This window comes from Terasakiella brassicae, assembly GCF_014641495.1.
In the GTDB taxonomy this organism is placed as follows: Bacteria; Pseudomonadota; Alphaproteobacteria; order Rhodospirillales; family Terasakiellaceae; genus Terasakiella; species Terasakiella brassicae.
Genome location: NZ_BMHV01000008.1, coordinates 61,675 through 84,576 on the forward strand (window position 1 = coordinate 61,675; position 22,902 = coordinate 84,576).

25 protein-coding genes are annotated in these 22,902 nt (G+C 48.5%); 17 read left to right on the forward strand and 8 right to left on the reverse strand.

What is annotated here, in order from left to right; translation table 11 throughout:
* Positions 1–105: 105 nt before the first annotated feature.
* Both IEW74_RS07130 and IEW74_RS07135 read left to right on the forward strand, forming a co-directional pair.
* Positions 106–327 (forward strand): hypothetical protein, encoded by a 222-nt coding sequence (locus IEW74_RS07130; RefSeq protein ID WP_188663203.1) that lies wholly within the window; start codon positions 106–108, stop codon positions 325–327.
* A gap of 149 nt (positions 328–476) precedes the next feature.
* Positions 477–2,735: a hybrid sensor histidine kinase/response regulator gene (locus tag IEW74_RS07135; protein ID WP_188663205.1), complete on the forward strand. Its 2,259-nt coding sequence runs from the start codon at positions 477–479 to the stop codon at positions 2,733–2,735.
* A 67-nt stretch (positions 2,736–2,802) separates the two neighbouring features.
* On the opposite strand, the gene IEW74_RS07140 is transcribed toward IEW74_RS07135, so the two are convergent.
* The 5 genes from IEW74_RS07140 to IEW74_RS07160 all read right to left on the reverse strand — a co-directional run bounded on the left by IEW74_RS07140 (position 2,803) and on the right by IEW74_RS07160 (position 5,772).
* Entirely contained in the window at positions 2,803–3,036 is a 234-nt protein-coding gene (locus tag IEW74_RS07140) for a DUF1150 family protein (protein ID WP_188663207.1), read from the reverse strand.
* A 168-nt stretch (positions 3,037–3,204) separates the two neighbouring features.
* Positions 3,205–3,669, reverse strand: coding sequence for an Hsp20 family protein (locus IEW74_RS07145; protein WP_188663209.1), 465 nt, complete (start codon positions 3,667–3,669; stop codon positions 3,205–3,207).
* Positions 3,670–3,769: 100 nt separating this feature from the next.
* On the reverse strand, positions 3,770–4,639 hold the full coding sequence (locus tag IEW74_RS07150; protein WP_188663211.1) for a phytanoyl-CoA dioxygenase family protein: 870 nt from the start codon (positions 4,637–4,639) through the stop codon (positions 3,770–3,772).
* 10 nt (positions 4,640–4,649) lie between these two features.
* Positions 4,650–5,153: a hypothetical protein gene (locus IEW74_RS07155; RefSeq protein ID WP_188663214.1), complete on the reverse strand. Its 504-nt coding sequence runs from the start codon at positions 5,151–5,153 to the stop codon at positions 4,650–4,652.
* 79 nt (positions 5,154–5,232) lie between these two features.
* Complete coding sequence (locus IEW74_RS07160) at positions 5,233–5,772, reverse strand: shikimate kinase (protein WP_188663216.1); 540 nt, start codon at positions 5,770–5,772, stop codon at positions 5,233–5,235.
* Positions 5,773–5,938: 166 nt separating this feature from the next.
* Between IEW74_RS07160 and IEW74_RS07165 the strand changes: the two genes are divergently transcribed.
* Entirely contained in the window at positions 5,939–7,222 is a 1,284-nt protein-coding gene (locus tag IEW74_RS07165) for a GGDEF domain-containing protein (RefSeq protein WP_188663218.1), read from the forward strand.
* A gap of 32 nt (positions 7,223–7,254) precedes the next feature.
* Here the strand turns inward: IEW74_RS07165 and IEW74_RS07170 are convergent, their stop codons facing one another.
* The gene (locus tag IEW74_RS07170; protein WP_188663220.1) at positions 7,255–7,644 is read right to left on the reverse strand and encodes a hypothetical protein; all 390 of its coding nucleotides are present in this window, start codon (positions 7,642–7,644) and stop codon (positions 7,255–7,257) included.
* A 125-nt stretch (positions 7,645–7,769) separates the two neighbouring features.
* Between IEW74_RS07170 and IEW74_RS07175 the strand changes: the two genes are divergently transcribed.
* Positions 7,770–9,356: a peptide chain release factor 3 gene (locus IEW74_RS07175; protein ID WP_188663223.1), complete on the forward strand. Its 1,587-nt coding sequence runs from the start codon at positions 7,770–7,772 to the stop codon at positions 9,354–9,356.
* Between the two features lie 113 nt (positions 9,357–9,469).
* Positions 9,470–11,332: an ATP-binding protein gene (locus IEW74_RS07180; protein WP_188663225.1), complete on the forward strand. Its 1,863-nt coding sequence runs from the start codon at positions 9,470–9,472 to the stop codon at positions 11,330–11,332.
* 4 nt (positions 11,333–11,336) lie between these two features.
* Here IEW74_RS07180 and IEW74_RS07185 read toward each other — a convergent pair whose 3' ends face one another.
* Positions 11,337–13,169 (reverse strand): caspase family protein, encoded by a 1,833-nt coding sequence (locus IEW74_RS07185; RefSeq protein ID WP_188663227.1) that lies wholly within the window; start codon positions 13,167–13,169, stop codon positions 11,337–11,339.
* A 41-nt stretch (positions 13,170–13,210) separates the two neighbouring features.
* Positions 13,211–13,657 (reverse strand): outer membrane lipoprotein, encoded by a 447-nt coding sequence (locus IEW74_RS07190; RefSeq protein WP_229734267.1) that lies wholly within the window; start codon positions 13,655–13,657, stop codon positions 13,211–13,213.
* A gap of 157 nt (positions 13,658–13,814) precedes the next feature.
* On the opposite strand from IEW74_RS07190, the gene IEW74_RS07195 reads away from it, so the two are divergent.
* From IEW74_RS07195 to IEW74_RS07250, 12 genes are all read left to right on the forward strand, one after another.
* Positions 13,815–14,654, forward strand: a complete 840-nt coding sequence (locus tag IEW74_RS07195) for a hypothetical protein (RefSeq protein WP_188663229.1) — start codon at positions 13,815–13,817, stop codon at positions 14,652–14,654.
* Positions 14,655–14,683: 29 nt separating this feature from the next.
* Positions 14,684–15,124: a hypothetical protein gene (locus IEW74_RS07200; protein WP_188663231.1), complete on the forward strand. Its 441-nt coding sequence runs from the start codon at positions 14,684–14,686 to the stop codon at positions 15,122–15,124.
* Positions 15,121–15,840: a lytic transglycosylase domain-containing protein gene (locus IEW74_RS07205; RefSeq protein WP_188663234.1), complete on the forward strand. Its 720-nt coding sequence runs from the start codon at positions 15,121–15,123 to the stop codon at positions 15,838–15,840. Before IEW74_RS07200 ends, IEW74_RS07205 begins: the two co-directional genes overlap by 4 nt.
* Before the next feature lie 48 nt (positions 15,841–15,888).
* The gene (locus tag IEW74_RS07210) at positions 15,889–17,358 is read left to right on the forward strand and encodes a hypothetical protein (RefSeq protein WP_188663236.1); all 1,470 of its coding nucleotides are present in this window, start codon (positions 15,889–15,891) and stop codon (positions 17,356–17,358) included.
* The gene (locus IEW74_RS07215) at positions 17,355–17,876 is read left to right on the forward strand and encodes a hypothetical protein (protein ID WP_188663239.1); all 522 of its coding nucleotides are present in this window, start codon (positions 17,355–17,357) and stop codon (positions 17,874–17,876) included. The genes IEW74_RS07210 and IEW74_RS07215 overlap by 4 nt, the downstream gene beginning before the upstream one ends.
* Positions 17,873–18,943: a DUF4384 domain-containing protein gene (locus tag IEW74_RS07220; protein ID WP_188663241.1), complete on the forward strand. Its 1,071-nt coding sequence runs from the start codon at positions 17,873–17,875 to the stop codon at positions 18,941–18,943. The genes IEW74_RS07215 and IEW74_RS07220 overlap by 4 nt, the downstream gene beginning before the upstream one ends.
* Before the next feature lie 91 nt (positions 18,944–19,034).
* Entirely contained in the window at positions 19,035–19,604 is a 570-nt protein-coding gene (locus IEW74_RS07225) for a hypothetical protein (RefSeq protein WP_188663242.1), read from the forward strand.
* Positions 19,605–19,627: 23 nt separating this feature from the next.
* Positions 19,628–20,536 carry a hypothetical protein gene (locus IEW74_RS07230; protein ID WP_188663244.1) on the forward strand — a complete coding sequence of 303 codons (909 nt, stop codon included), beginning with the start codon at positions 19,628–19,630 and terminating at the stop codon, positions 20,534–20,536.
* A gap of 27 nt (positions 20,537–20,563) precedes the next feature.
* Positions 20,564–20,947 carry a hypothetical protein gene (locus IEW74_RS07235; RefSeq protein ID WP_188663246.1) on the forward strand — a complete coding sequence of 128 codons (384 nt, stop codon included), beginning with the start codon at positions 20,564–20,566 and terminating at the stop codon, positions 20,945–20,947.
* Position 20,948: 1 nt separating this feature from the next.
* On the forward strand, positions 20,949–21,449 hold the full coding sequence (locus IEW74_RS07240; protein ID WP_188663248.1) for a hypothetical protein: 501 nt from the start codon (positions 20,949–20,951) through the stop codon (positions 21,447–21,449).
* On the forward strand, positions 21,446–21,931 hold the full coding sequence (locus IEW74_RS07245) for a hypothetical protein (RefSeq protein WP_188663250.1): 486 nt from the start codon (positions 21,446–21,448) through the stop codon (positions 21,929–21,931). The genes IEW74_RS07240 and IEW74_RS07245 overlap by 4 nt, the downstream gene beginning before the upstream one ends.
* 14 nt (positions 21,932–21,945) lie before the next feature.
* Entirely contained in the window at positions 21,946–22,899 is a 954-nt protein-coding gene (locus IEW74_RS07250) for a hypothetical protein (protein ID WP_188663252.1), read from the forward strand.
* Positions 22,900–22,902 lie beyond the last annotated feature (3 nt).

The window sequence follows — 22,902 nt, forward strand, 5'->3', positions numbered from 1 at the left end:
ATGCGCTTAAGCTAAAGAGGTGTAGGGTCGGCGATGTACAGGTCCGATATCTTGCCGTGTTTGCAAACATCATAGATTTTTAAGCAGCCGAAGGGAGGTGTGATCATGTTTATTACGATTGAGACGCAGGAAAAGAAGTTTATGTTGAATGCGCTGGATATCAGTTATATCGAACCGGTGCAGACGGCGGTGTTTACTGGAGTGCGGGTGTTTATGCGCACGAAAAAGCCGGGCAGTGATTATCCGATTACTTTTGAAGCCAAAGGCACGTTGGAAGAGATCACCGAGCAACTGGAAATTGCAGCAGATCGTCATCGGTTTGGCTGAGTATGTGGTATTTATAAACGAAAAAACTTTCTTTATTGTAGGCAAGTGCCATACTCTGAAAGAAGATTATAACGAACGTGATAGCCAACTCTTCGTTGTCATCCCTTCTTTAGACAGAGCCTTGTCCTCATCGGAAAGCCGCTGATTTTATGAATTTAAGCAACAAAAAAATCTTTGCCTTTATTACGGTCTGTATTTTCGTTGCGGACGCACTGTTTGTTGCGATTAACTATTATAATGATCGTGAAAATCTGGAAGGCGATCTGAACGATCAAAGCGAACAGTACCAAACGGGGTTTGAGGTTGCCTTGACGATGACGATGGTCAATATGTCGCAATTGGCGACCTATGTGGCCCATGACCCTCGCATTCAAAAAATATTTGCCTTGGCGGCAGAGAGTTTTCAGCGTGAAGAAGCTCAGTCTGATAAAATGATGAGCGAAAAATGGCGCGCTGCCCTGTACGAGCAGGTGGCCAACAGTTGGGCGGAAATGAAAAAACGGTTTTATGTGCGCCAACTGCATTTCCATGTGCCCCCGGATACCAGTTTGTTGCGGGTTCATCGTCCCGAAAAATGGGGCGATGACCTTTCACCGCTTCGTTATATGATCGTGGATGTGATGAAAGATCAGCAGCCAACGCAAGGGTTTGAACTGGGCCGCGTCTATGCGGGAATTCGCGGGGCTGTGCCAGTTTATGGGCCATCAAGGTTTGATGAGCAAGGGGCCTTTATCGGTGTGTTGGAGGCCGGAACGTCTTTTGCCGAGATTGTCGGGACGTTGCAGCGCCAAATTGGTGCGGACATTGCGGTTTTATTGAATGGAAAGCGTGTTTCCAGCGTGAAATGGAAAACAGGTACAGGGGGAGGCCATGCTGAAACATGTGCCTGTTTTATTGAGGCAACGACCAGTGACAGACTGTCGGATATACTGGACCAAATTGCCCCGAAGTTATTACCCCCGGGTGATCCGTTTAAATTGCGGACCGATATCATCATACTGGATGACGAACGTTATATGCTGACCCGTTTTGGATTGCGCGATTATATCGGGATACGCGATCAGCATGACGAACCGGTGGGCGACATTTTAATGTGGTCAAAGGTCGAACATAAATTCGATACGCTTTATCAAAATACGCAAACCAATATTGTTTATGGCGTTTTCGGTTTTCTGTTTATTGAAATTTTGATTTTCTTTGGATTGCGTTCTGTTCAAGCCCATTTGAAAGATCAAGTCAAACGCCAAGCGGGTGAAATTACCATTCTTCTGGAAAAAACATTGGCGGCCAGCCGGGCCAAAAGTGAATTCCTCGCCAATATCAGTCACGAACTGAGAACCCCGATGATGGGGATCAAAGGTGGACTGGAGCTGTTGAAAAATAACCGTTCACTGGATCAGGAAGGGCGGCAGAATTTACAATTTCTGGATAATTCGGCCAATGCCATGATGTCGTTGGTGGATGACGTTCTGGACTTGTCCAAGATTGAAGCCGGGAAAATGCATATTCATGTCACACCGGTTCAGCCCTATGTGCAATGTCGCGATATATGTGATGTGTTTCGAGCCAGTGCGCTGGGCAAAGGTCTTGTTTTGCACTTTACGTCCAACGTTGAGGAAAATGACTGGTATATGCTCGATGCCTTGCGATTTCGGCAAGTTCTATCGAACCTGATCAATAATGCGATTAAGTTTACGGAAAAAGGTTCGGTTGAAGTCCGGCTTGAGATCCAAAAAGGCGATGTTTGTGAGCGATTGAATGTGAAAGTTGTGGATACCGGAATTGGTCTGTCAGAAGAACAAATCAAACGCATATTTGAACGTTTTACCCAAGCGGATGGTTCGACAACCAAAAAGTATGGCGGCAGTGGCCTTGGCTTGGCCATTTCACAGGAATTGGCAAACCTTTTAGGCGGCGAACTGACGGTTCAAAGTGAACCTGAAAAAGGAAGCTGTTTTGCCTTTTCCCTTCCAGTCGAACGCTGTGAAGAACCGCATGCATCGCCTAATGAAAGGTCCGGTTTACCACCCCTGCATATTTTGTTGGCGGAAGATAATCTGATCAATCAAAAAGTTCTGGTCGCGATATTGACGCAGTATAACCATAAAGTCGATCTTGCCGAAAATGGCAAGGTTGCCGTGCAATATGCGCAAAAACAGCAATATGATGTTATTTTAATGGATGTTCACATGCCGGTTATGGATGGGGTTGCCACAACACAATATATTCGCGACAACGAAGGCTGCAATCAGGATAGCTTGATCATTGCCTTCACAGCAGATGCTATCCATGAACATGCGAAAGAGTTTATCCAAAAGGGGTTTGACGATGTCATTGTGAAACCGGTCAAATATGATGTTCTGGAAAGCAAGATTAAGAATGCCTTGAATAAACGCAGGATGCAGTGATGCTGCTATCTTAAAAAAAAGCCCTTGTCCCGAAAAAGAAAAGGGCTTTTTTTAGGGGGGATAAGGTTTAATGAACGCTGAGAGCGTGCATGTCATACTGAAAGGCGGTTGCGAATGCGATGTCGCGACTGTCGAGATGACCAAGATGTTCGCCTGTTCCGCTGTAGATGGAATAACCGGGCATTCCTTCCAGTGTTTCGGCAACGACATAGGCCAGACGATCATGGTCAAAGGCTTTACGGGCCTCTGATATATCGTATGAGATCAGCGCGTGTTCCTCGCTAAAAATATAGTTTGTCATGGCGGCCTCCATTTCTAATTCGACACCATGCGGTGATTATTATACAGCCTGCCCACGCGACCTTCTGCGCTGTGGCACCGGCACGTTTACATATACAGTATAACAAAAACCGAAAGTTTAGGGGCAATTCTTAAGTATTAACTCTAAATTAGAATTAATTGAAAAATTTTAGTCCGGTTTGACGTCGATGGTTTTCGTATTGGTTGGGATTGCTTTTTTTTCCATATCTTCAATCGGGATCTGTCGGATTTGGCTTTCCGGTATCGGCAGCACCAAATCAATATGCAGCAGGCCTTTTTCCAGTTTGGCGGATTTGACCTCAACCCCTTCGGCCAGAACAAAGCTGCGTTGGAATTGGCGTGCGGCGATCCCGCGATGAATGAAAATCCGGTCGCTGTTATCCTGAGTATTCTTTGCACGGACCATCAATTGATTGTCTTCGATGGTGACCGATAAGTCATCCATTGAAAACCCCGCAACGGCCAAAGATATACGCAAGCTGTTTTGTGCGATCTGTTCAATGTTGTAGGGTGGATAGCCTTCTGCACTGGATTTTGATACGCGATCCAGAACCTGTTCGAAATGATCGAACCCTAACAAAAGAGGACTGTTAAATACGGACAGTCGAGGCATGTCAGTATCTCCTTTTAAAAAAGCGAGAGCAATATAAGCTTTCAGCCCTCTTGGAGGCACTGAAAAGCTATCCCTAATGTCGTCAGTTCCGATCCAAGAGTCAAGTCTGCGTAATGCCGATTTCTTTACCGGCTTGTTCCAGTTCGACCGCGACACGTTCCATATGGTCGTATTTGGCAAATTGACCACAGATCAGGCGAATGCGCTGTTCGGGGGCGGGCGGGCTTGTCAGGTCGTAAAGCGGGGGGCAAAGGGGATCAAAAGCCCGATTTTGGAATTCTAATGATAAGGAAATACGCGGTTCTGTCGCATATTTTGAACTGCGCCCCGACCAGTGCCATAAATCCTGTCGCCAACCTAGAACTGATCCGGCCTTTGCTGGCAGGCAGCGCACGTCCTGTAATAAAATGTCAGTGGGTTCTTTGATCGGTGTTTCGTATTCTTTTTGCCGCGATAAGGGCAAAATGTTCATACAGCCATTTTCAGGTGTGGCATCGGTGAGGGGAATCCACAAAGACAGACTGATGAGATAGTCATCGAAAAAGGCGCATTCACCGCTGTAATCCACGTGGGGCGGCCACCCGGACGTTGTGCCTTTGTCATCTTTGTCGATATACCACGCCCAAAAATGGGGAAGCAACCCATAGCGATCCCCCAGAAAATGAGAGAGAAATCCGTTGAGCTGGTAAAAGAAATCCCAGACCTGGTCGTAAACATAGATAAAAGCGGCAGGCCATCCGGCGTGAACAAGGTTTTCAATCCCCAGACGCAGGGCGGCAATATCCTTATCTTGCAGCAAGGGAGATTGATGAAGATAACCGTCATGGTGCAGGGTATCAGAGATGTGATCCAGCCGAGTACGCTCAATCTCTAACGGCGGGCGAAAGCTGGGGGATTGCGAGATCGTTAAATGCGGATTGAGTGCTTTCCAATAGGAAAGGTCAAGAAGTCTGCGGGTATCTATCGTCATGGAATGTCATTTACATCGGGCGTTTTTCAGGATCATATTCAATGGGGGTAAGGTTAAGTTTGCGAAGTTCCTGATGGACGGCGTTTGTGCATTTGCGCACCCAGCTTAAGGCCTTTTCCTGTGCGTCCAGTCGTTGCTTAATGGCATCGACTTCTTTGTTGTAGCGATCGATGTTATCGCGAATATGATCCCGCCGGGCAGTCCCGCTCAGGCCAAGGTCATCGGCAGCTTTTTGGGCAAGTTGCAGATATTCCCCTTTTTGAGAGACGCTGTCTTCAAGGACTTTTGTGCTCATTTCCAAATTCTTTTGTCCGGCTTTTAGCAGGTTCCCCATATCGTATTCTTGTTCACGCCAGAATTTTTCGGGCGACAGGGCCGCATAGGTTTTATCCAATGGATCCTGTGGCTTGCAGTTAATGTCCAAATTGGCGGTCCAGGCGGCCGGGGCAGGTTCACCACACGCGCCCAGCATAAAGATCAGGGCAACGCTGCATATCTGGGAAAGGTATCTCATTCGGGTTCGCCCTGTTGTTTTACGTCATATCGTTGCGGAACAGTCTACTAAATTAAGGATCGTGCGGGAATGACAATATTCAGAGATATTTGGCGATTGTTTTATGAACTTCCTCAACAAGTTCGCGTTTGGATTTGCCTTCAATGTCGATGACAATATCGGCAGCTTTCTTATAGAACGGCAAGCGGCGATACATCACGTCTTCGGCGCTTTTGGTCTGTGACAGGCTGGGGCGGGTTGCATCGCCTTTTACCTTGGCGGCAAGGCGGGGAATATCCCCTTTTAACCAGATAATACGTCCATTCGCGCGCAACAGATTGATTTTACGGTCCGAGAATATTTCGTGACCATCTTCATCAATATCAACAATGATACCACCGCCACAGTCGATAATATTGCCGTCCAGTGCCGTGATTTTTTGCAAGGTGGCATATTCCATGTCACGAAATTGTCGCCAATCGCCGTTACATTCCTCAATAATTTCAGGGATGGATTTGCCATCATGGTCATATTGAATGAGGAGGTCTGAGGATAAAACATCGCGTTTGGTCAGGACACTCAGGCGGCGCGAAATCTTTGATTTTCCGGCACCCCGCATACCGATGAGAACAATATTCATAGGCCCTGTTTCCCCTTGATGTCCTTCCTTCCAGACTTAATCGCGGACCCTAAGCCATATGGGGAGGTGAAACAAGATTTAAATTAATGATCATTCCGCTTGGGCTTGGGGAAGTTTAAAGGTATATTTTCTATAATAAATACAATGTAATAAGAACAACCTATAGATGAAAAATAAAGACTACAGTCATTTGACCCATATCGAAAGTCTGGACGAGTTGCGACTCTATGAGTTGATCCCCAATGTCGTCTGGATTTTCGATCTGGACAAGCACGGCTGGTGGTGGGGCAATCAGGCCGCGATTGATTTTTGGGGGTTGGACACGCTGGATGATTTAATCAATAAAGATTTGTCCGATGATACCCAAGGCGCGCGCGACCGCACCGTTCAGACGTTTGATCTGGCGGTAAAGAATGGATTGACGATTGACCCGTGGACGACTTACCCCAACGGAAAACCTAAAACACTGTTTATGATGCATCGTGCCGTGACCCTTGGGCCGGACCGTCATCGCGGCATCATTGCCTACATCAATGAAGAGGTGAATTTAGGGGAAGCGCCTGAAAACCTGTTGTTGGTTGAGGCGATGCGATACACTAATGTGTTGGTAACCAGTTTTACACTGGATGGCAAAGCCGTAATTGAAAATCCGTCGACAACGGCTGCTTATAAACATGTCCATGCTGAAGATTTGCCCGATGGCGTTGAAAGCGAATTTATCGCACGCTTTTACAATCCCGCAGATGGTCGTCAGTGTTTGCGCGATGCCATCGATCAAAAAGGCGGTCGCTGGACCTATCAAATGAATACGTTGGAAGGCAAACGTTTACACACATTGGATATTCGCATGTCACGTCATCCTCTTAGCGGGGATAGTCTGATTTTGGTGGTCGAATATGATGTGACGGAATTGCACGATGCACAGGAAGAATTACGCAGGCTGGCTCATTATGATGCGCTGACCGGTTTACCCAGTTTACGTTTCTTGCAAAGCAATGCGGCCAAGATGTTGGCGCATGCCGATCGTAACAACGAGAAACTGGCTTTGTTGTTTATCGACCTGGATGGTTTTAAAGGGGTGAATGACAGTTGCGGCCATGAAGGTGGGGATTTGTTGCTGAAAGAATTATCCCGCCGCTTTACAGGTATTTTGCGCAACGCAGATGATATCGCGCGGATCGGGGGGGATGAATTCGTTATCTTAATTACGGATGTAAATCGAAATAACGATGCCAGCGTTGTGGCGCAAAAAATTATCGATGAAGCCTGTCGCCCTTTTCATGTCGCCGGGCAATCGGTTCAAATCGGCGCGAGTGTCGGGGTTGCATTCTATCCCGAAGACGGACGGGATATTCCGGCCTTGTTAAAAGCGGCCGACAAAGCCATGTACCGGGTGAAAAATACCGGGAAACGCGACTTCTGCCTTGCTGCAAATGCGATTGTGAATTAATGCAATATTGTGTTGGTTGTGTGTGGGCGCAATTACTTTTTCTTTTTCTTCTTTTTTTCTTTCTTGGCTTTTTTTTCTATTTTCTCCGATTTTTCTTCTGTGGGATTAAAGTCGATTTGAACGTTATGGGTTGCGACAAGCCATATGTTCAACAGACTGATGTTTGTTTTGGCCCAGTCCGGGGCACTGTCCTCAACAGCTTGTTCCATGCGTGCAATATAGGCCTCTGTGGGTTGGTGTTCGTCTGAATTGGCCCGCTTTATCAATTCCTTCAGGCATTCTTTTGCCTCGCCGGGGACCCAGGTTGCCAGCCATTCCTTCCCTTCGGCGCGTTTGCGTTCCATATAATTGGCCTGTGCATTGGCATGTCGGGTGCGTTTGGTTTTTATATTTGTTTTGGGCGCAGTCTTTTCGTCAGTCATGATCCATTTCCTCCCTTGTTCGTCAGACAGGGTAACAATTCGTTTGCCATGCGTCAAAAAAAAGGGCTGGTGATTTTTGTGAATATGCCTATTGTCTGGAAAATTTATTTACTTTCGGATAAACCATGACTTTCGAAACTGAAATCCACAAACGCAGAACATTTGCGATTATCTCTCATCCGGATGCGGGGAAAACCACACTGACCGAAAAACTGTTGTTATTCGGGGGTGCGATCCAGCTTGCCGGTGCTGTGAAGGCCAAGGGCGACCGCCGCCGTGCGCGATCTGACTGGATGAAGGTGGAACAGGAACGCGGTATTTCTGTTGCTTCATCCGTGATGACATTTGACTATCTGAACAAGACGTTCAATTTGCTGGATACGCCGGGGCACGAGGATTTCTCCGAGGATACGTATCGCACGTTGACGGCTGTCGATTCGGCTGTGATGGTTCTGGATGCGGCCAAAGGGATCGAAAACCAAACCCGTAAGTTGTTTGAAGTCTGTCGCCTGCGCGATGTTCCGATTACAACATTCGTGAACAAGCTTGACCGTGAAGGCCGTGATCCCTTTGAAATTCTGGACGAGATCGAACAGGAGCTGGCCTTGGATGTGGTTCCGGCCAGCTGGCCGATCGGCATGGGGCGTAATTTCCTCGGCTGTTATGATCTGTTCAATGACCGTTTGATCTTGGTGGCCAAAGGCAAAAATGATCAGATTTCAGAAGGGATCGAATGTAATGGTCTGGATGATCCCAAGCTGGATGATTTGTTGCCGGATGATGCCGTGTCTAAATTGCGCGAAGAAGTCGAGATGGCCCGTGGCTTGTGCCCGGAATTTGATCTTGAAAGTTACCTTGGCGGGCATTTGACGCCAGTTTATTTCGGGTCTGCCATCAATACGTTCGGGGTCCGTGAATTGTTGGAAGGGCTCGCCGAAATGGCACCAAGCCCACGCCCGCAAGCCACCACCACCCGGGATGTTGACCCGAGCGAGAAAAAAGTTTCCGGCTTTGTCTTCAAAATTCAAGCCAATATGGATCCGAAACACCGTGACCGTATCGCTTTTGTGCGTTTATGTTCCGGGCATTTCAAACGCGGCATGAAGTTAAAACATATCCGTACCGGAAAAATGATTAACGTTCATAATCCCACCTTGTTTTTGGCACAGGACCGTGAATTGGCGGAAGAGGCAATGGCCGGGGATATCATCGGTTTGCCTAACCACGGCAATTTGCGCATCGGGGATGCCTTGACGGAAGGGGAAGATTTACGCTTTACCGGGATTCCGAGCTTCGCCCCTGAAATTTTGCAAAAAGCCCGCCCGGAAGACCCGATGAAGGCCAAGCATTTGGGCAAGGCTTTGCAACAAATTGCCGAAGAAGGTGCCGCGCGTGTTTTCAAACCCTTGATCGGTTCGGATTGGATCGTCGGGGTTGTCGGTGCTTTGCAATTTGAAGTACTGGCAGATCGTATTCGAACGGAATATAATATTCCGGTTCATTTCGAATCTACACAGTTGTACACGGCGCGTTGGGTTACCTGTTCCGACCATTTAAAACTGAAAAAGTTTTTGGATGAAAATCGTGGCGCCATTGGCGATGACCATGATGGTGAGCCCGTGTTCCTAGCCCGCAATGCTTGGCATTTAGACAAGGCGATGGAAGATTATCCCGATCTGGAATTTCATAAAACGAAAGAACAAATCACCTGACGTTTTTTATCGTTTTGTACAATATGCGAAAGACCGTATCAAGAGATTGCATCTAAAAGTTAAAGCGCGTAGTTTAACTGGGAATTTAGTATAGTTTTAGGGTTCTGCATCGCGTGTCTGTCTTATCCGGTAGTCGAAAGTCAATTGGTGGCAAACTTCGTTTGGCACTTATGCCGCCTTTTGTTTTGGCGGCTGTATTTATGGCAGGGCTTTTTTCATTTTTGACCTATACGGATCTGGACGAAGAACTGGAAACCAAGCAAAAGACATTGGCCGACATTTATGCAACGGCCTTGTCCGATGCCGTGTGGAACCTTGACCAATCCGGTGCGGAAGCCATTTTGGCGGCCTTGAGCCTTGATCCTGATGTTGCCGGGGCAGAAGTGCGAGAACAGTTTTCCGGCGTTCTTGCAACTGTGGGTGGTGTTTTACCTAAAGGCAAAGAGACCCCCTTGCTGGTACGCCGTGCCATTCGTTCCGATACGGATGTTGGCGGGGAAACTATTGGTGAAGTCGTTATTTTGTTTCACAAAGAACGTCTGGAAGTCTTGCTAAAGGACTCCGTTATACAGATTTCCGGTCTCTTGCTCTTGTTAATGGTGGTTTTAAGTGTCTCGGTTACAGGGGCGATCCGCCGTTTTGTCTCAGACCCGCTGGAAACCCTTCTGCATGGTATTCAAAAAACCGAAGGACATCAACGCCGTGAACCGATTAGCTGGGATACAGAAGACGAATTCGGCATTGTAATTGATGCCTATAACGGCATGATCAATCGCCTTAATCAGGAAGAGGAAGCCCTGATCAAAGCCAAAGAAACAGCGGAAAAAGCCAACAAGGCAAAATCTTCTTTTCTGGCAACCATGTCACATGAATTGCGCACCCCGTTGAACGGCATTACCGGTATGGCGCAATTGATGGAAGATACGGGCCTTGATGACCGCCAACGCAATTATTTGCACAGCTTGCGCAGTTCCGGGGAATTGTTACTGTCGTTGGTAAACGATATTTTGGATTTTTCCAAAATCGAAGCTGGCGCACTGGAAATTGACCACCATGCCTTTTCCATGAAAAATGCGGTGAAAACGGTTGAACAACTGATTTTACCTCAGGCCCGTGGGAAAGGGATTGATATTGAAGTCAATATTCAGTTGGGTAAGACCGAATATTTCTGGGGGGACGGGGCGAAGATTACGCAAGTCCTGACCAATCTGGCGGGCAATGCGGTTAAGTTTACCGATGAAGGCAAAGTCGCGATTTCAATCAAGGTTGTGGAAAGTACGCCGGAAGATGCGTTGATCCATTTTGAAGTGAAAGACACCGGTATTGGTATTCCGCAAGAACAGATTGATAGTTTGTTTAAAGCTTTCACACAGGTTGATACATCAATTTCAAGACGGTTTGGCGGAACGGGACTGGGATTGGCAATTTCGTTCGGTTTGGTGGAAACAATGGGCGGGGACCGCATTCACGTTCATAGTGTTCTGGATGAGGGAACAACCTTCTATTTCGAGTTACGTTTGCCGAAATCCCAACCGCCGCAACATATCTGTGCCCCCAGCCCGCAGGGGGAGGTGACAAGGGACCTTAATATTCTGGTGGTTGAAGATAATAAAATCAACAGGACTGTTGCGCGGGGATTGCTGGAAAAAATGGGCCATCACGTGACGGTTGCCAATGATGGGCAGGAAGGCGTGGATGCTGTCTTTGAATATGATTTCGATTTGGTCCTCATGGATATTCATATGCCGCGTCTCAATGGTCTGGAAGCAACACGCAAAATCCGTGGCATGACAGATCGGCAAAAAGCAAACATCCCTATTTTGGCCCTGACCGCAGATGTGATGCAGGACAGTATTGAAGAATATGCCAAGCACGGTATGCAGGGCTATGTGGCAAAACCGGTCCGTCGTGAGGCGTTGATGGAAGCCTTACTGCCATACACCTATGTTGGTCATCAGACAGGTGAATATATCTGATACATTAATCGTTATTGCGCCTAAAGGGCGGCGGCGGTCGTTTAAAAGGCGGCGGTGGCGGGCGTTGGTAGCGTGACTGCGGGTTATATCCGTCATCATTGGCTTGCACGTGGCGCGGGCGCGGGCAGATGTCGCGCATTTTGTCAGCTTGACGGGCAAAGCGATTGCGGTCTTGTTTTGATTTAAAGATAAAGGGGCCGTGTTTAAACAATTCGATCTTTTCTTTTTTCCAACCGTTTACATCTCGGCTTCTGAGGATGTGTTTTTTATTGTCCAGCGTCTGCCAAAATGTGCCTTCAATCTGGCGATCATAAATGTTGATCTTATCATTATGACTTAAGGAAATAGAGGCGCTGAGCTTGCATCGATCAGCATGAACGCGGATCCAGTTATAGGAAAAAGAAGTTTGTCGATCGCCGTCTTCTCCGGGAAGAATAAAGCTTTGTCTGGCAAGGATTGCCCCCATTGTTTTCAGGCCGCTTTCAATTTGATCATAACGATCCTGAGGGGGGCGGGCGCGTTCAGGCCGGGGCTGCTCAACAGGCTGTTCGTCAACCTGTGGGCTGTCGGCTTGGGTTTTCGGCGGGGCCGGTAAAATATCCTGTGTGGAAAGGCGGGTGCGTTCTTCCAGTTTTTCCAGGCGTTCTTTTAACTCACGAATGCTGCGGTTTTCTTCTTCGGTTGCAATGTCTTTTTCTTCCCCCAAAAGGTCGGCAAAAACATAGCCGATGATGCCGTCACCGCGTTCGACCGCATACCAGGGCTGGTCGATGATTTTTGCGGCAACATGGATAGGTTCGCCTTTGGGTAACATCATCACTTTGCGTGCGCGCACGGTGGGCAGGCGGCGCACATTGGCATTTTTCAGGGCGAACATATTTTGTTCAACGGGATAAAGGTCATAGTTTCCCGTATCTATGGCCGGGGGATCAATCAGGTCTTCGCTTTCTTGTAACAAGGTCGGACGGGTGGGATAGATACCGTCGACAGCCGCGACCAGAATTTGATCGCTATTGCCCGAAATGTCAGGCACTTGATCCCGATTATAGGTGCGTCGTGCTTTATAGCGCATATCTTCTTTGAGAAAGGCGGACACTTCGTCCAGTTTCACTTTTCCGTCATTATTTTTGTCGGCTTCGCCATATAGAGCGCGCAAAAGATATTCGGTAAACAGTCCATGACGGCTTTCTTCATCCCAGCTTGCCAGTTGATCGTTAGAGGCAGCGGTAATGACTGTCAGGGTATCATTCTGGTTATCGTCTGGGGCTGGCAGGATAGAGGCACCGGAGGCTTGCGTGATCAAACTGCCGCCAGCACTATTACCGCTGAAACAGGCATCCAGAAAAACCATGACGGATTTTGCCTCAACCTGTTTCAGGTTTTTATATAACAAATCTGTCGGGTAGCCGTTAATGTCAGCGGTTGCAATTTCGGCATCAACAGGCAGGAGATAGCTTTTCTGGTCATGTTGTCCGGGCAGACCGTGGCCGGAATAAAAGACATAAAGTTTGGAAACACCGGGTTTGACGTATTGAAAAGCTTTGCCCCGATGATTGCCTTGGCGCCCAAAGGTGCTTTGCATCTTGGCCTGTGTGGCGTCTTCCAGATAGATGATGTTTTCTTCGCGGATATTCAGCACACTTTGCACAAACTGCTTCATCGCCTTGGCATCATTATGGGCAAAGCGAACTTCGGGAATATCTTGATCCGCATAGGTCTTGTTGCCAATGATGACGGCGACATCAGCGTTGTTTTGATCGGCCTGCGCGCTTTGGGCTGTTGTGGTTGAAACAGCCCAAAGGAAGCAGCCCATTGCGAAAAGGTGCAGTGTTTTCATATCTTACCTGCCTGAATGACATCTGCGTTAATCATATAGTGTCAATCATACCAATGGCAACGTTTACCATTTTTATTACAGATAAGGATATCCCTGTCATAACGGGCCACACGGTCCCATTTTTTGTGTTTGGGATGTTTGTGTACTTTGACGGGGACACGTTGATAAACAACACGGGTGCGTGGGCGATCATAATCATCATAATCGCGATAATCCCGATTTTTTGCATGGACACGGGGATGCTCATAAGGATCGTTGTCATAGGTGTCATGTGCGATTTCATGGCCGATCACGGCACCGATTACGGTTCCCGCAGCCGTGGCAACCAGTCGACCTTTGCCTTTTCCCATTGCGGATCCAAGTAAGCCACCGCCAACGGCACCGATAATTGTGCCGACAGTTTCATCACTGGCCTGCACCTGCTGCGCCATGCCGGTATTGAAAATCAGGGCACCGGCAAGTGCCAAAGGGATCATAAAACGTTTCATCGAACTCATCCTTTTGAAGTTGTCGAATTCTGTTGCGGGCTATGAAGGGGGCAGAGGGCATTTTTTTAGAAACTTTTTTCTACGGGAAAATAAATTCTATCTCTCAGCCCTCCATAACCTTGCGCAGATGGACAACCACCTAGAACGAGGTGATGAAATGATGAAAAAAATAATGATGGTTTTGATGACCTTTATGTTTGCAAATCCTGCGCTTGCAAATTCTCAGCCGCGTATTCTTTATATGGCCGTGGATCAGGGACCGAACCTGCTTGATATACATGACCCGGCGTTTCGGCGTGTTTTTGAACATACGGGGAATTATCTTCATCATCGGAAATTTCGATTGTTTGAAGAAAACAGCCGAAACGGACAAGGGCTGAACTTTAAAGAAGCGATGAATGTGGTTGCACAAAGCCCGCGCCATAAGGTTGATTTTGCGGTGCTGGTTTCCTTGCGACACATTCAGGAGCAGGATGGGCAACGTCTTCGTGATCACATGGTGGTAATTGCGAAAATTGTCGATGTACGCACTCTTGATGTTGTCGATACATTGCGCATTAAAAGTCCGGTTGCGAAATTACAGGAAAGACGCTGCGGCCCGGCTTGTTTTGATCTGGTCATGCGTCGTCATGTGCGTGAAATCCTGCCGCGTTTTAAAGATCGGTTGGTGGATCGTTTGGCACAAATGGAACCAAGTTATGAAGAAAAAATGCTGTCGTCCAGCAAACTGACCCTGACCTTGAAAGGGTTTAAACCGCGTGAAATCCGCCATATCGAAGATCGTCTTGTGCGTCTGGAAAATACGAAAGACCTCAGTGCTTTAACCTCGCAGCCCGATAAACCGGCTTTTTGGTTGGAACGCCGCGAAAGCGCAGGGGATGTGCGTGATGATCTCTCTCAAGTGCTGTCGGAATTGGACCTGAAAGCCCGCATTATTCAAACACCCCGCCAAGTGATTTTGGAAAAAGTAGCTCAGGACCTTGCCTATCTGGATTAAGGGCATGAGCGGCGAGAAGGAGAAAGAGAATGAGCGATACAACCCAAACCAATGCAATGGCGGAAATCGCCTTGGCCCTTGCCATGGGGTTTTTCTCCATCATGGTGTTGACGATGGTGTCGATGGGCGGGGGGATGATGAGCCAATCTGTCAAATCGGCACTAGATGATGACCCGGTTGCACTGGCCAATACGGTTGAGAAAAATGAACCAGACCAAGCAAAAGGTGCAAGCCGCAACGTTCAGCCGGAAAATCTGTTGATCTATTATCAAGATCGTTTCCTTGATCATAGGTTCAAACCCGTGGATCCAACACGGCTGGTCGGGCGCGACAAAATTGTGCTTGCGGTTGATCCTGATTTGTCCATGTCGGCGACCATGCAGGTGCGCAAACGTGTCTCGGCACAGGATATCACGGTTGTTGTGTTGAATGACAAATGGTTGAAAGCCTTACAGGAGGCGAAGTTATGAAATCCGTTTTAACTTTTATCTGGATCGTGGCCCTGTTTTTAGCCGCCGCATATGTATCTACTGCTCAGGCGGCAACCCGGTTTGAAGTCAAACAGATGATCCTGAAAGAAGCCGCCGACAGCCGCGTTCCCGTTGCCCTTGTCATGGCGGTGGCGAAGGTTGAGTCCGATTTTAATGCACGCGCGTTAAGTTCTGCCGGGGCACGTGGTGTGATGCAAATCATGCCGCAAACGGCACGTGGTGAATTTGGTGTTGAACCTGATGCGTTATGGAACCCGAAAACCAATATCCGGTTGGGGGTCCGTTTTCTGGAACGTTTATATGATCAGTATGATGGGCAATGGGATTTGGCTTTGTCCCATTATAATGGCGGCAGCCTGAAAAATAACCGCCCGCATGTGCGCACCCGTAAATATGTGGCGATGGTGCAAAAATGGCAGCAAATTTATATTGAACAGGCCAGCTTGTGGGAGGGATCGGATAACCAGACGGACGATGCCTTGATTGCGTGGTACGATGAAGATATCGACACGGTTGATTTACGGGAATGGCGGGTACGTGGGGCAGCGGACCGATATGATGAAGATGTGAACACGGAAATTATCATTGTGGAACGCTCTGATCGGTTTGAGCCGCGTTTTTATCGTGCACCCCCACCCCCGCCGCATCGTCGTGGATTTGGGCATCGCCCACCGCCACGGCCCTATTTCCATTGATTGAAAGGTGTGATCTGGATATCCTCTTTTGGTTCAGGGAGGATATCGGTGGATCATACACAAAATATATTGAGGAACGCGGGGGGCAAAGATCCGTTACTCGCAGATTTTACGGCGTTGTGTGAAACGACCACGTTGCAAGGTGCGCCCAAATATGCCTTGCGCCCCACGATGGAAACCTTGGCAAAATTCATATGTGCCCAAGGCAATGGTCCCAACAAAGATATGGCGCTTTTTGAACTCAGCCATCTGGTGTGCGGGGTCGGGGCATTACATGGCGTGACGGGGCTGAGCGATTTTTTTCTGGCACCGAATAAAGCGACACCGGCATTTTATAAACAGGTTTTAAATGGCACGACACCGGGGGTGAGCGTTTCACAAAGCGGACTTGTCCTGAGGTATGATGACAAATCCTTTGAAGTCCGGTTTGGTCGTATGCCGTTTTTGGTGGCACTTTATGAATTCCTCTGTTCGATGGACGGCTTTTTTTATTATCAGACGTTCAACGATCTTTTTGAAAGGTTGCTGGAGGGACCGCCGGATGAGAAAAATATAAGGGCATGCAGCAATGCTTTGGCCTCCGATCTTCGAAAATACCGGATTGCTTATCTGAACAGTGCACAGGCCGATGGTAAATTTTCACAGGTTTATAAATTCCTGCAAGATCGCTTTGATGAAGAAAACGGGATTATTTTGCACGATGAATGCGTTTTCGACTTCTGGCATCTCCATAACCAAGGCAAAGATTATAGAGGATACCGAACTGTGTTTGATCTCTTTTGCGATTTTGCCCGGGCGTTTGAAGAAAGCAGACTGGCTACGGCTGCGGCCCATGCAGCCCCCTTGGGACTGGATAGTGAGGCCGGCGAAGTCGATATTGCCAGTGATTTGGTTGCAGATGTGAACCTTGACGATTGGACATCACCTTTTGATATTTTTGATGAAGACGAAAGCGGGGATATTCGTTTCTTTAAGATAAAGACGGAACGCGCGCCCATTGAAAATTTGATGACCTATGGCCCTGATGCGTTACGTCTACCTTTGGCATTTTTGCGGTATGAAATTTTTGGTCAGGTCCAATCCGGGATTACAACGGATTTGCAGGTTGGTCGACCAAAGTCTAGCGTTGAAAAACGCATTGCTTGTGAGGACGTTCAAACATACGAAGAGCGTTTGCAGGAATGTCAGGCGATTTTGTCCCATATTAAAAATCTGCAAGCCGCGAGTTTGCATGTCTTAAATAACAGTGGTGGGGATAATCTGGTGGTTTTTCCAACTGCGGCTGTGGAACGCGGCGCACAGGCCTTTTCAAAAATGAAACGCAAAGGCTTTGATGATCAGGCGATGGCGCACCGTGACGTTTTTGAACGTGCCGCGCATGCCTTGGTGGCGATGGAAAGCCAGCTTGTACGTTATATGAAGGCATTGGAAGACAAAAAGGTACAAACACTTTTCCCGCAAGATCGGGAAAAATTTAAATCCCAGTTTCAACTCCTTTATCAGGAGGTCCGAACATGACACATATACATCCCGATCTTCTTGAGGATGCCCAACAACGCTTTGGCGAATTGCACAACGTGCGCGAGGTTATGACGAAACGCGAAAGCGGTGCGATTTCGCTCGGGCGTTTATATGCCTATGTACAAGGTGCACAGGATGACGCGGTTCAGGATATCTTGGGCCGTGATCTGAAAGTGCGCCGGGTTTATCGCAGCTTATTACAAAAATCGGCCCTTGTTCATATGCCGCAAGCCTTGGCTGCGAGTACGCAAGATTATCCGGAACGCCATGCAGATGGCTGTCATATCCGGCTTCAGGCCTCAAGGGCGCAAAGTGATCAGCTTTATCTTATTGTGGAAATGAGCGATCAACGCCGCGATATGCCACAAAGTCTGCATTTGTTTGGCCCGGATGAAACAATGGTGCGTGTTGCCTTGCCAGCGGCACGTAACGGTGTTATCCAAACCATTATCGAGAGAAATTCAGATGCTGCCCGACTGTTGGGTGAGCCAAAGACGGAGATTTTCCTGCGGTGAAGCGCATCGCCATTCTCATTGCGACAACAGGTGGCCCGGTCCTTGTGGATCGTATAACACCGGAACCGGCCCCGCAATCCATGATGTGCCTGCGCCGTCAATCCGAGGTTTTGCCCATCAGTCTGGATTATGACGATTTTGTCCGCGCGGGCAGCGGTGTCATTATGCGAGAATTTGGCCCTTATGAAGAAGGCGCTTTTCGTTTGGATGTTTCCGGTCCCATCGGGACAGGGTTAAGTTGGCAATTGGGGGTTTTTGCTGCCCATGCCGTTTTTAAATCGAAATCTTGTGAATTATCCGATCTTGAAACCGCCGATTTGATCGTTTGGCTTTCCGGGACCGTTGACAACGACCTGAATATCGGTGATGTCGATCATATGGCGCAAAAGGTCGAAGCGTCTGCGGGGATGTTGGCGGATTATATCGCCAAGGGAACGCCGATTGTGTTTGGGGCGGGCGTAGAAAATGCCGCCTTTTTATCCGCCCATAAACCACCGGGCGGTATTGACGTTGCCAGCCTGAAAACAACCCGTGACCTGATGGATGTTTTGGGATTGGGCACGAAAGATAAGGATCGGGGAAATACGACCTTTTGGATGATGGCCGGAGCGGCAACGCTGGCCCTTGGGGTTGTTTTCGCATGGAGCGGTCTATTCCCGCAAGAGGGCGAAAAACCAGAGCTTGAAATAAAAATTCCTGAAGCAAAGCCCAAATTGACAATTGATATCTTTTCCGATCGGGGACAGCATCCCACATATGCGTTTGGTGAAGATCTAAATTTACAAGTGCGCGTGAACCGCAAGGCTTGGCTTTTGTGTGATTATGAACAGGTGGATGGTAAGGTTATCCGCATTTATCCCAATGATCAGGTGCGCGATGTTCAGGCTTTTGACGCCCATACAGATCATATCCTAAGTGCCAGCGAGAACGCGCCGTTTCGTATCCGTCTTGGCCCGCCTGCCGGGCAGGAAACGGTTACCTGTTATGCCCGTGAAGAACCGTTTCGTGGCTCAGCCCGCCCAGTGAATGCGGCAATGGATCGCATGCGTGTGACGTTGAAACCGTAAATCGTCTCAAAAGAATTTAGCTCAGCTCAAAAAAACGCCTCTGACCTCTCCATAAACTCATCAAGCAGTTTAAACAAATGGAGTCAGGAGCATGTCTGCTTTTATCAAAACAACGTCCAAACGTTTGACCTTCGGTGCCGTGTTGCTGGGGGCCACACTTGGTTTGAGCGCCTGTGTTACCCAACCGCCGTCTTTTGGCAGTGGTATTGATTTTCGGGAAGCGCGTTATAACGAAATTTCAGCAATGCGCACCTATCGCGAATGTCGCGATCACGCCTTGGAACTGGACCGCGAAGCCCAGACCAATCATGACCCGGCCAAATATCTTGCCAGTGCACGTATGATTGAAAAATGTGAATCCGATCTGGGACCGGATGTTGCCGGAATTGCAACGGATGAACGTATGCGTGCCTATGCCTTGACGGTGCAGAACCATCTAAAGGGCGGGGACGTAGAAGGGGCGCGTGAAAATCTGGATAAATTCGCCGCGAACTTTGATGGGCAAGACCTTTATTTTGCTGATGGGTCGTCTTTCATCCAAACGATGGAGGTCCTGTTGGGTAAACGCGGGGCAGGGTCTATCGGGCGTTACAGTGATGCCAATGTCAATAATGATCTGAAATCCGAATTGCGCCGTGTGCGTTATTGGGAACGCAACTAGGAAAAAGGATAGGGAGGTCGCTTATGTCTGAATTACCTTTACTGATAGATCGTGTAGAACCCAAACGTCTGGCTTTGACATTAGGAGCCGTTTTTCTGGGTGGTGCGATGTTAATGGCGGGGTCAACCGTTGCCTGGAGTGCACCAAACTGGACACCGCAAAGTTCGGAACGTCTTGTGAAGCTGCCGCCCAGCTATTTGCAAAAATCCATTGACCATGATTTTGCCAATTCCGAACTGGGGACCGCCATTCAAAAAACGGAAGAAGATATTTCCCTGAAAGGCAACACATTGGGCGATTTGCAAAAAGCGATTGAAACGTCAGATGGGGAGGTGCGTGGTGATTTGCGGCATCAGTTTTTGGCGGAAAAACGCGCTTATCTGAACATGATGTCCGATCGTAATGAGCTGCGCCGCAAACACCTGATGACCAAACGCCGTTTGTTTGACGATATGCTCGAACGTCTCAGCCGTGAAGAGGGCGAGATGACCCCGGAAAAGGAAGAATTGATCGAGTTGCAAAAAGCGGCTGCCGAACGGTTTGAATCCTCCGTTGCCAAGGTTGATCAACGTTTGTTTGAAACACCTGATCTGGAAGAAAGCAAATATTCCCAGCAATACAGCAAGAACCGGACGGCCATTGAACAATTGATTGCCCGCATCGACAATCACCGTATGAACCAAACCCCCATGTCTGACAATGGGGTGCCATTGACACGGGTGGAACATGTTCGTCGCATGGTTGCCGATGTGCAGACAGAATTGGCAGTTCTGGAACAGGAAGAAACCATTCTTGGTTATATGGCGAAGTTGGTGGCACTTGATGCAATGACCTTGGCTGAAGAAGGCATGGATGAAGAGATGATCGACAGCGATGTTGCACAATCCAGCCTGACGCCTGCCGATAATGTATCGTTCTTTCTGAATAACTGATTTGAAGAATTGAAGGAGTATAGAACCATGAAAACGCAAATTTTTGCCCTTGGTGCGGCGACCCTGATTGCCATGAGTGGCATTGCACAGGCCGGAACCCTTGAAAACCTGGAACGCGAACGCGCCATGACGATCAAGACGTTTCTTGACTCATCCCTTACCATTGATGAACGACAAGCCAAACTGGACAGCCAACGCCGCCGTTTGGTTGATCTGGAACGCATTGTGATGCGTGATAAATCGTTGCGCGGGCAAAATACCAAAAATGTCCGAATTGCCTTTAAAAACTACGATGTCACGTTTTTGGGGCATGCATCGGCAGAAAAAGGACACACGATGGTGGACCATTGGTTGACGCAATTCGGTGTCAATACAGACAGCGTGATGTCCAGTCGGGTCGGGAGACGGTGATATGCGAAACGTCCTTCATATGGCTGATAGTGGATCACGTGCCTTAAGTTATCTGTTGGGCGCTTTATCCCTTGCTTTGGCGGCAGGGGTGTTTGCCACCTCAATGGCGCCGGCTGCGATTGCACAATGGACGCTGGAAGTTTTCGGCGTGTCTTTTGTCGCCTTGTTTTCGTCCCTTGTTTTCGTCAGCTTATTTTCATGGGTCCGTATGGGACAGTTTAGGGACCGCAAAGATTTCTGGCTGGAAGTCGGTTTGCATGGGGCAAATGGTGTCTCCACATTGGCGCTGACTTATACCTTGCTGGGGATCAGTCTGGGGATCGGGACGTTGGCCCATCAGGAACTGACCCCTGAAACCGTGCAACCTATTATCCGTGATTTGACCAAGCATTTTTCACTGGCTTTTTTAACCACTGTGGTTGGGTTACCGAGTGCAGCCTTGTTGCGCGCCCTGTTATCCATCAGCCATCAAAGCCGTCTGGAAGAGGAGAAAATCCAATGAAGTATCTTGTTTTCAACGCGGTTGTGTTTCTCGCCCTTGGCTATCTGATTGCCGGGGGAGAACCAAAAGAATTCAAATCAAATATGGAACAGTCGGTGCAAAAGGTGAAAGCCCAAACCCAAGCGGCGTTGGCAAAACCGACCCCTGTTTCTAAAGCAATTCCGATAGAAACCAAGGTTGCTCAGCCGATTGAACCTCAACCGAGTGTTTCGCAGAAAAAGCGGGTTGAAAAAACTGAACCGATTGAAGAAGTCAAAAAACCGACCACACCCCCACCTCTGCCAAGCGCTGTAAAAGTGGCGAAGGTGGAAGCAAAGAAAGCACCCGCCCCAAGCGTTGAACCCATCACGCAATCGGTTGAAGTTGCGCAAACGACACAAGAACCGGAAACAGCCCTGATGAGTGCAAAAGAACGCAGTAAAGCCTTGCGTCAAATGGTGGCGGATATGGAACAAATGTTTGCCCGCAAGATGACCCAATAAAGGATAATCCGGTTATGATGCGCAGCCTTCCCCATAAACTTTCCCTGACGATGACGCTGGGTTTTGCGCTCTGGTTGGTGCTGTTGTGGGTCATGCCGGGACAGGAAGACCATAAAGTTGAGAAGAAACAACAGGTTCGTGAAGCACAACCCATAACCCAACCTGTCGAAGATTCACCGGTTGTGCAGGCGACACTTGTTTTACCGTCACCGCCCAAGGTGGAAATAACAAAGGTTGAAGCGCCAAAGCCCGTTGTGAAAGCCCCCAAACGGGTTGAGCCGGAAAAAACAACAAAGAAGATCGTTGAAAAACAACCTGTCAAACCAACACCCCTGCCCGTTGTTCAGGCCAAGCCAAAACCAGCCCCCAAACCCGTTGAAAGACAAGCTGAACCAAAACTGATAAAGCCCGCCCCGCCGATTGAAACCGTTCAAGAAGTCAGTGTGGCACAGGCAACCGGGGGCCGGGCCTTGTTACGGGTTTTGGAACATGGCAAAGGCCCGCAGATTGAAATTGCATGGCCACAAGAGGCCAAAGCGCGTGATTTATTGTTTGCACGCTTTCAACAATGTTTCGGGATGGAAAGTGTGGTGATGGATGGGGCGGGTAATCTGTATCGCACAGCCGAAGGTCGCGGCACGCGTTGGGAAATCAATATGGATCGTTATAGCGGTTTTTTGCGGCAGGCTGCCGGACAGATTCCACAAGCCGAACGCCGTATTGAACAGGCGATTTTGCGCCATCATCGCGGGCTGAACGATCCATCGTTGGTCCGGATTTTCCCCCGTCGCGTCGATGCCTCGTTGCTGGGGGGGCTTCAATCTGTTGCGGGTCCCAATTACATGCAGGCCAATCACATCCGCGCACGCTATGAATTACAAAATAATCGGGTGGTTGTTCGCGATATTCGCCTGAATGGGGCGGTGATGGACGGCATGATCGCCCTTGCTCCATACAAACGGTGTTGAGGG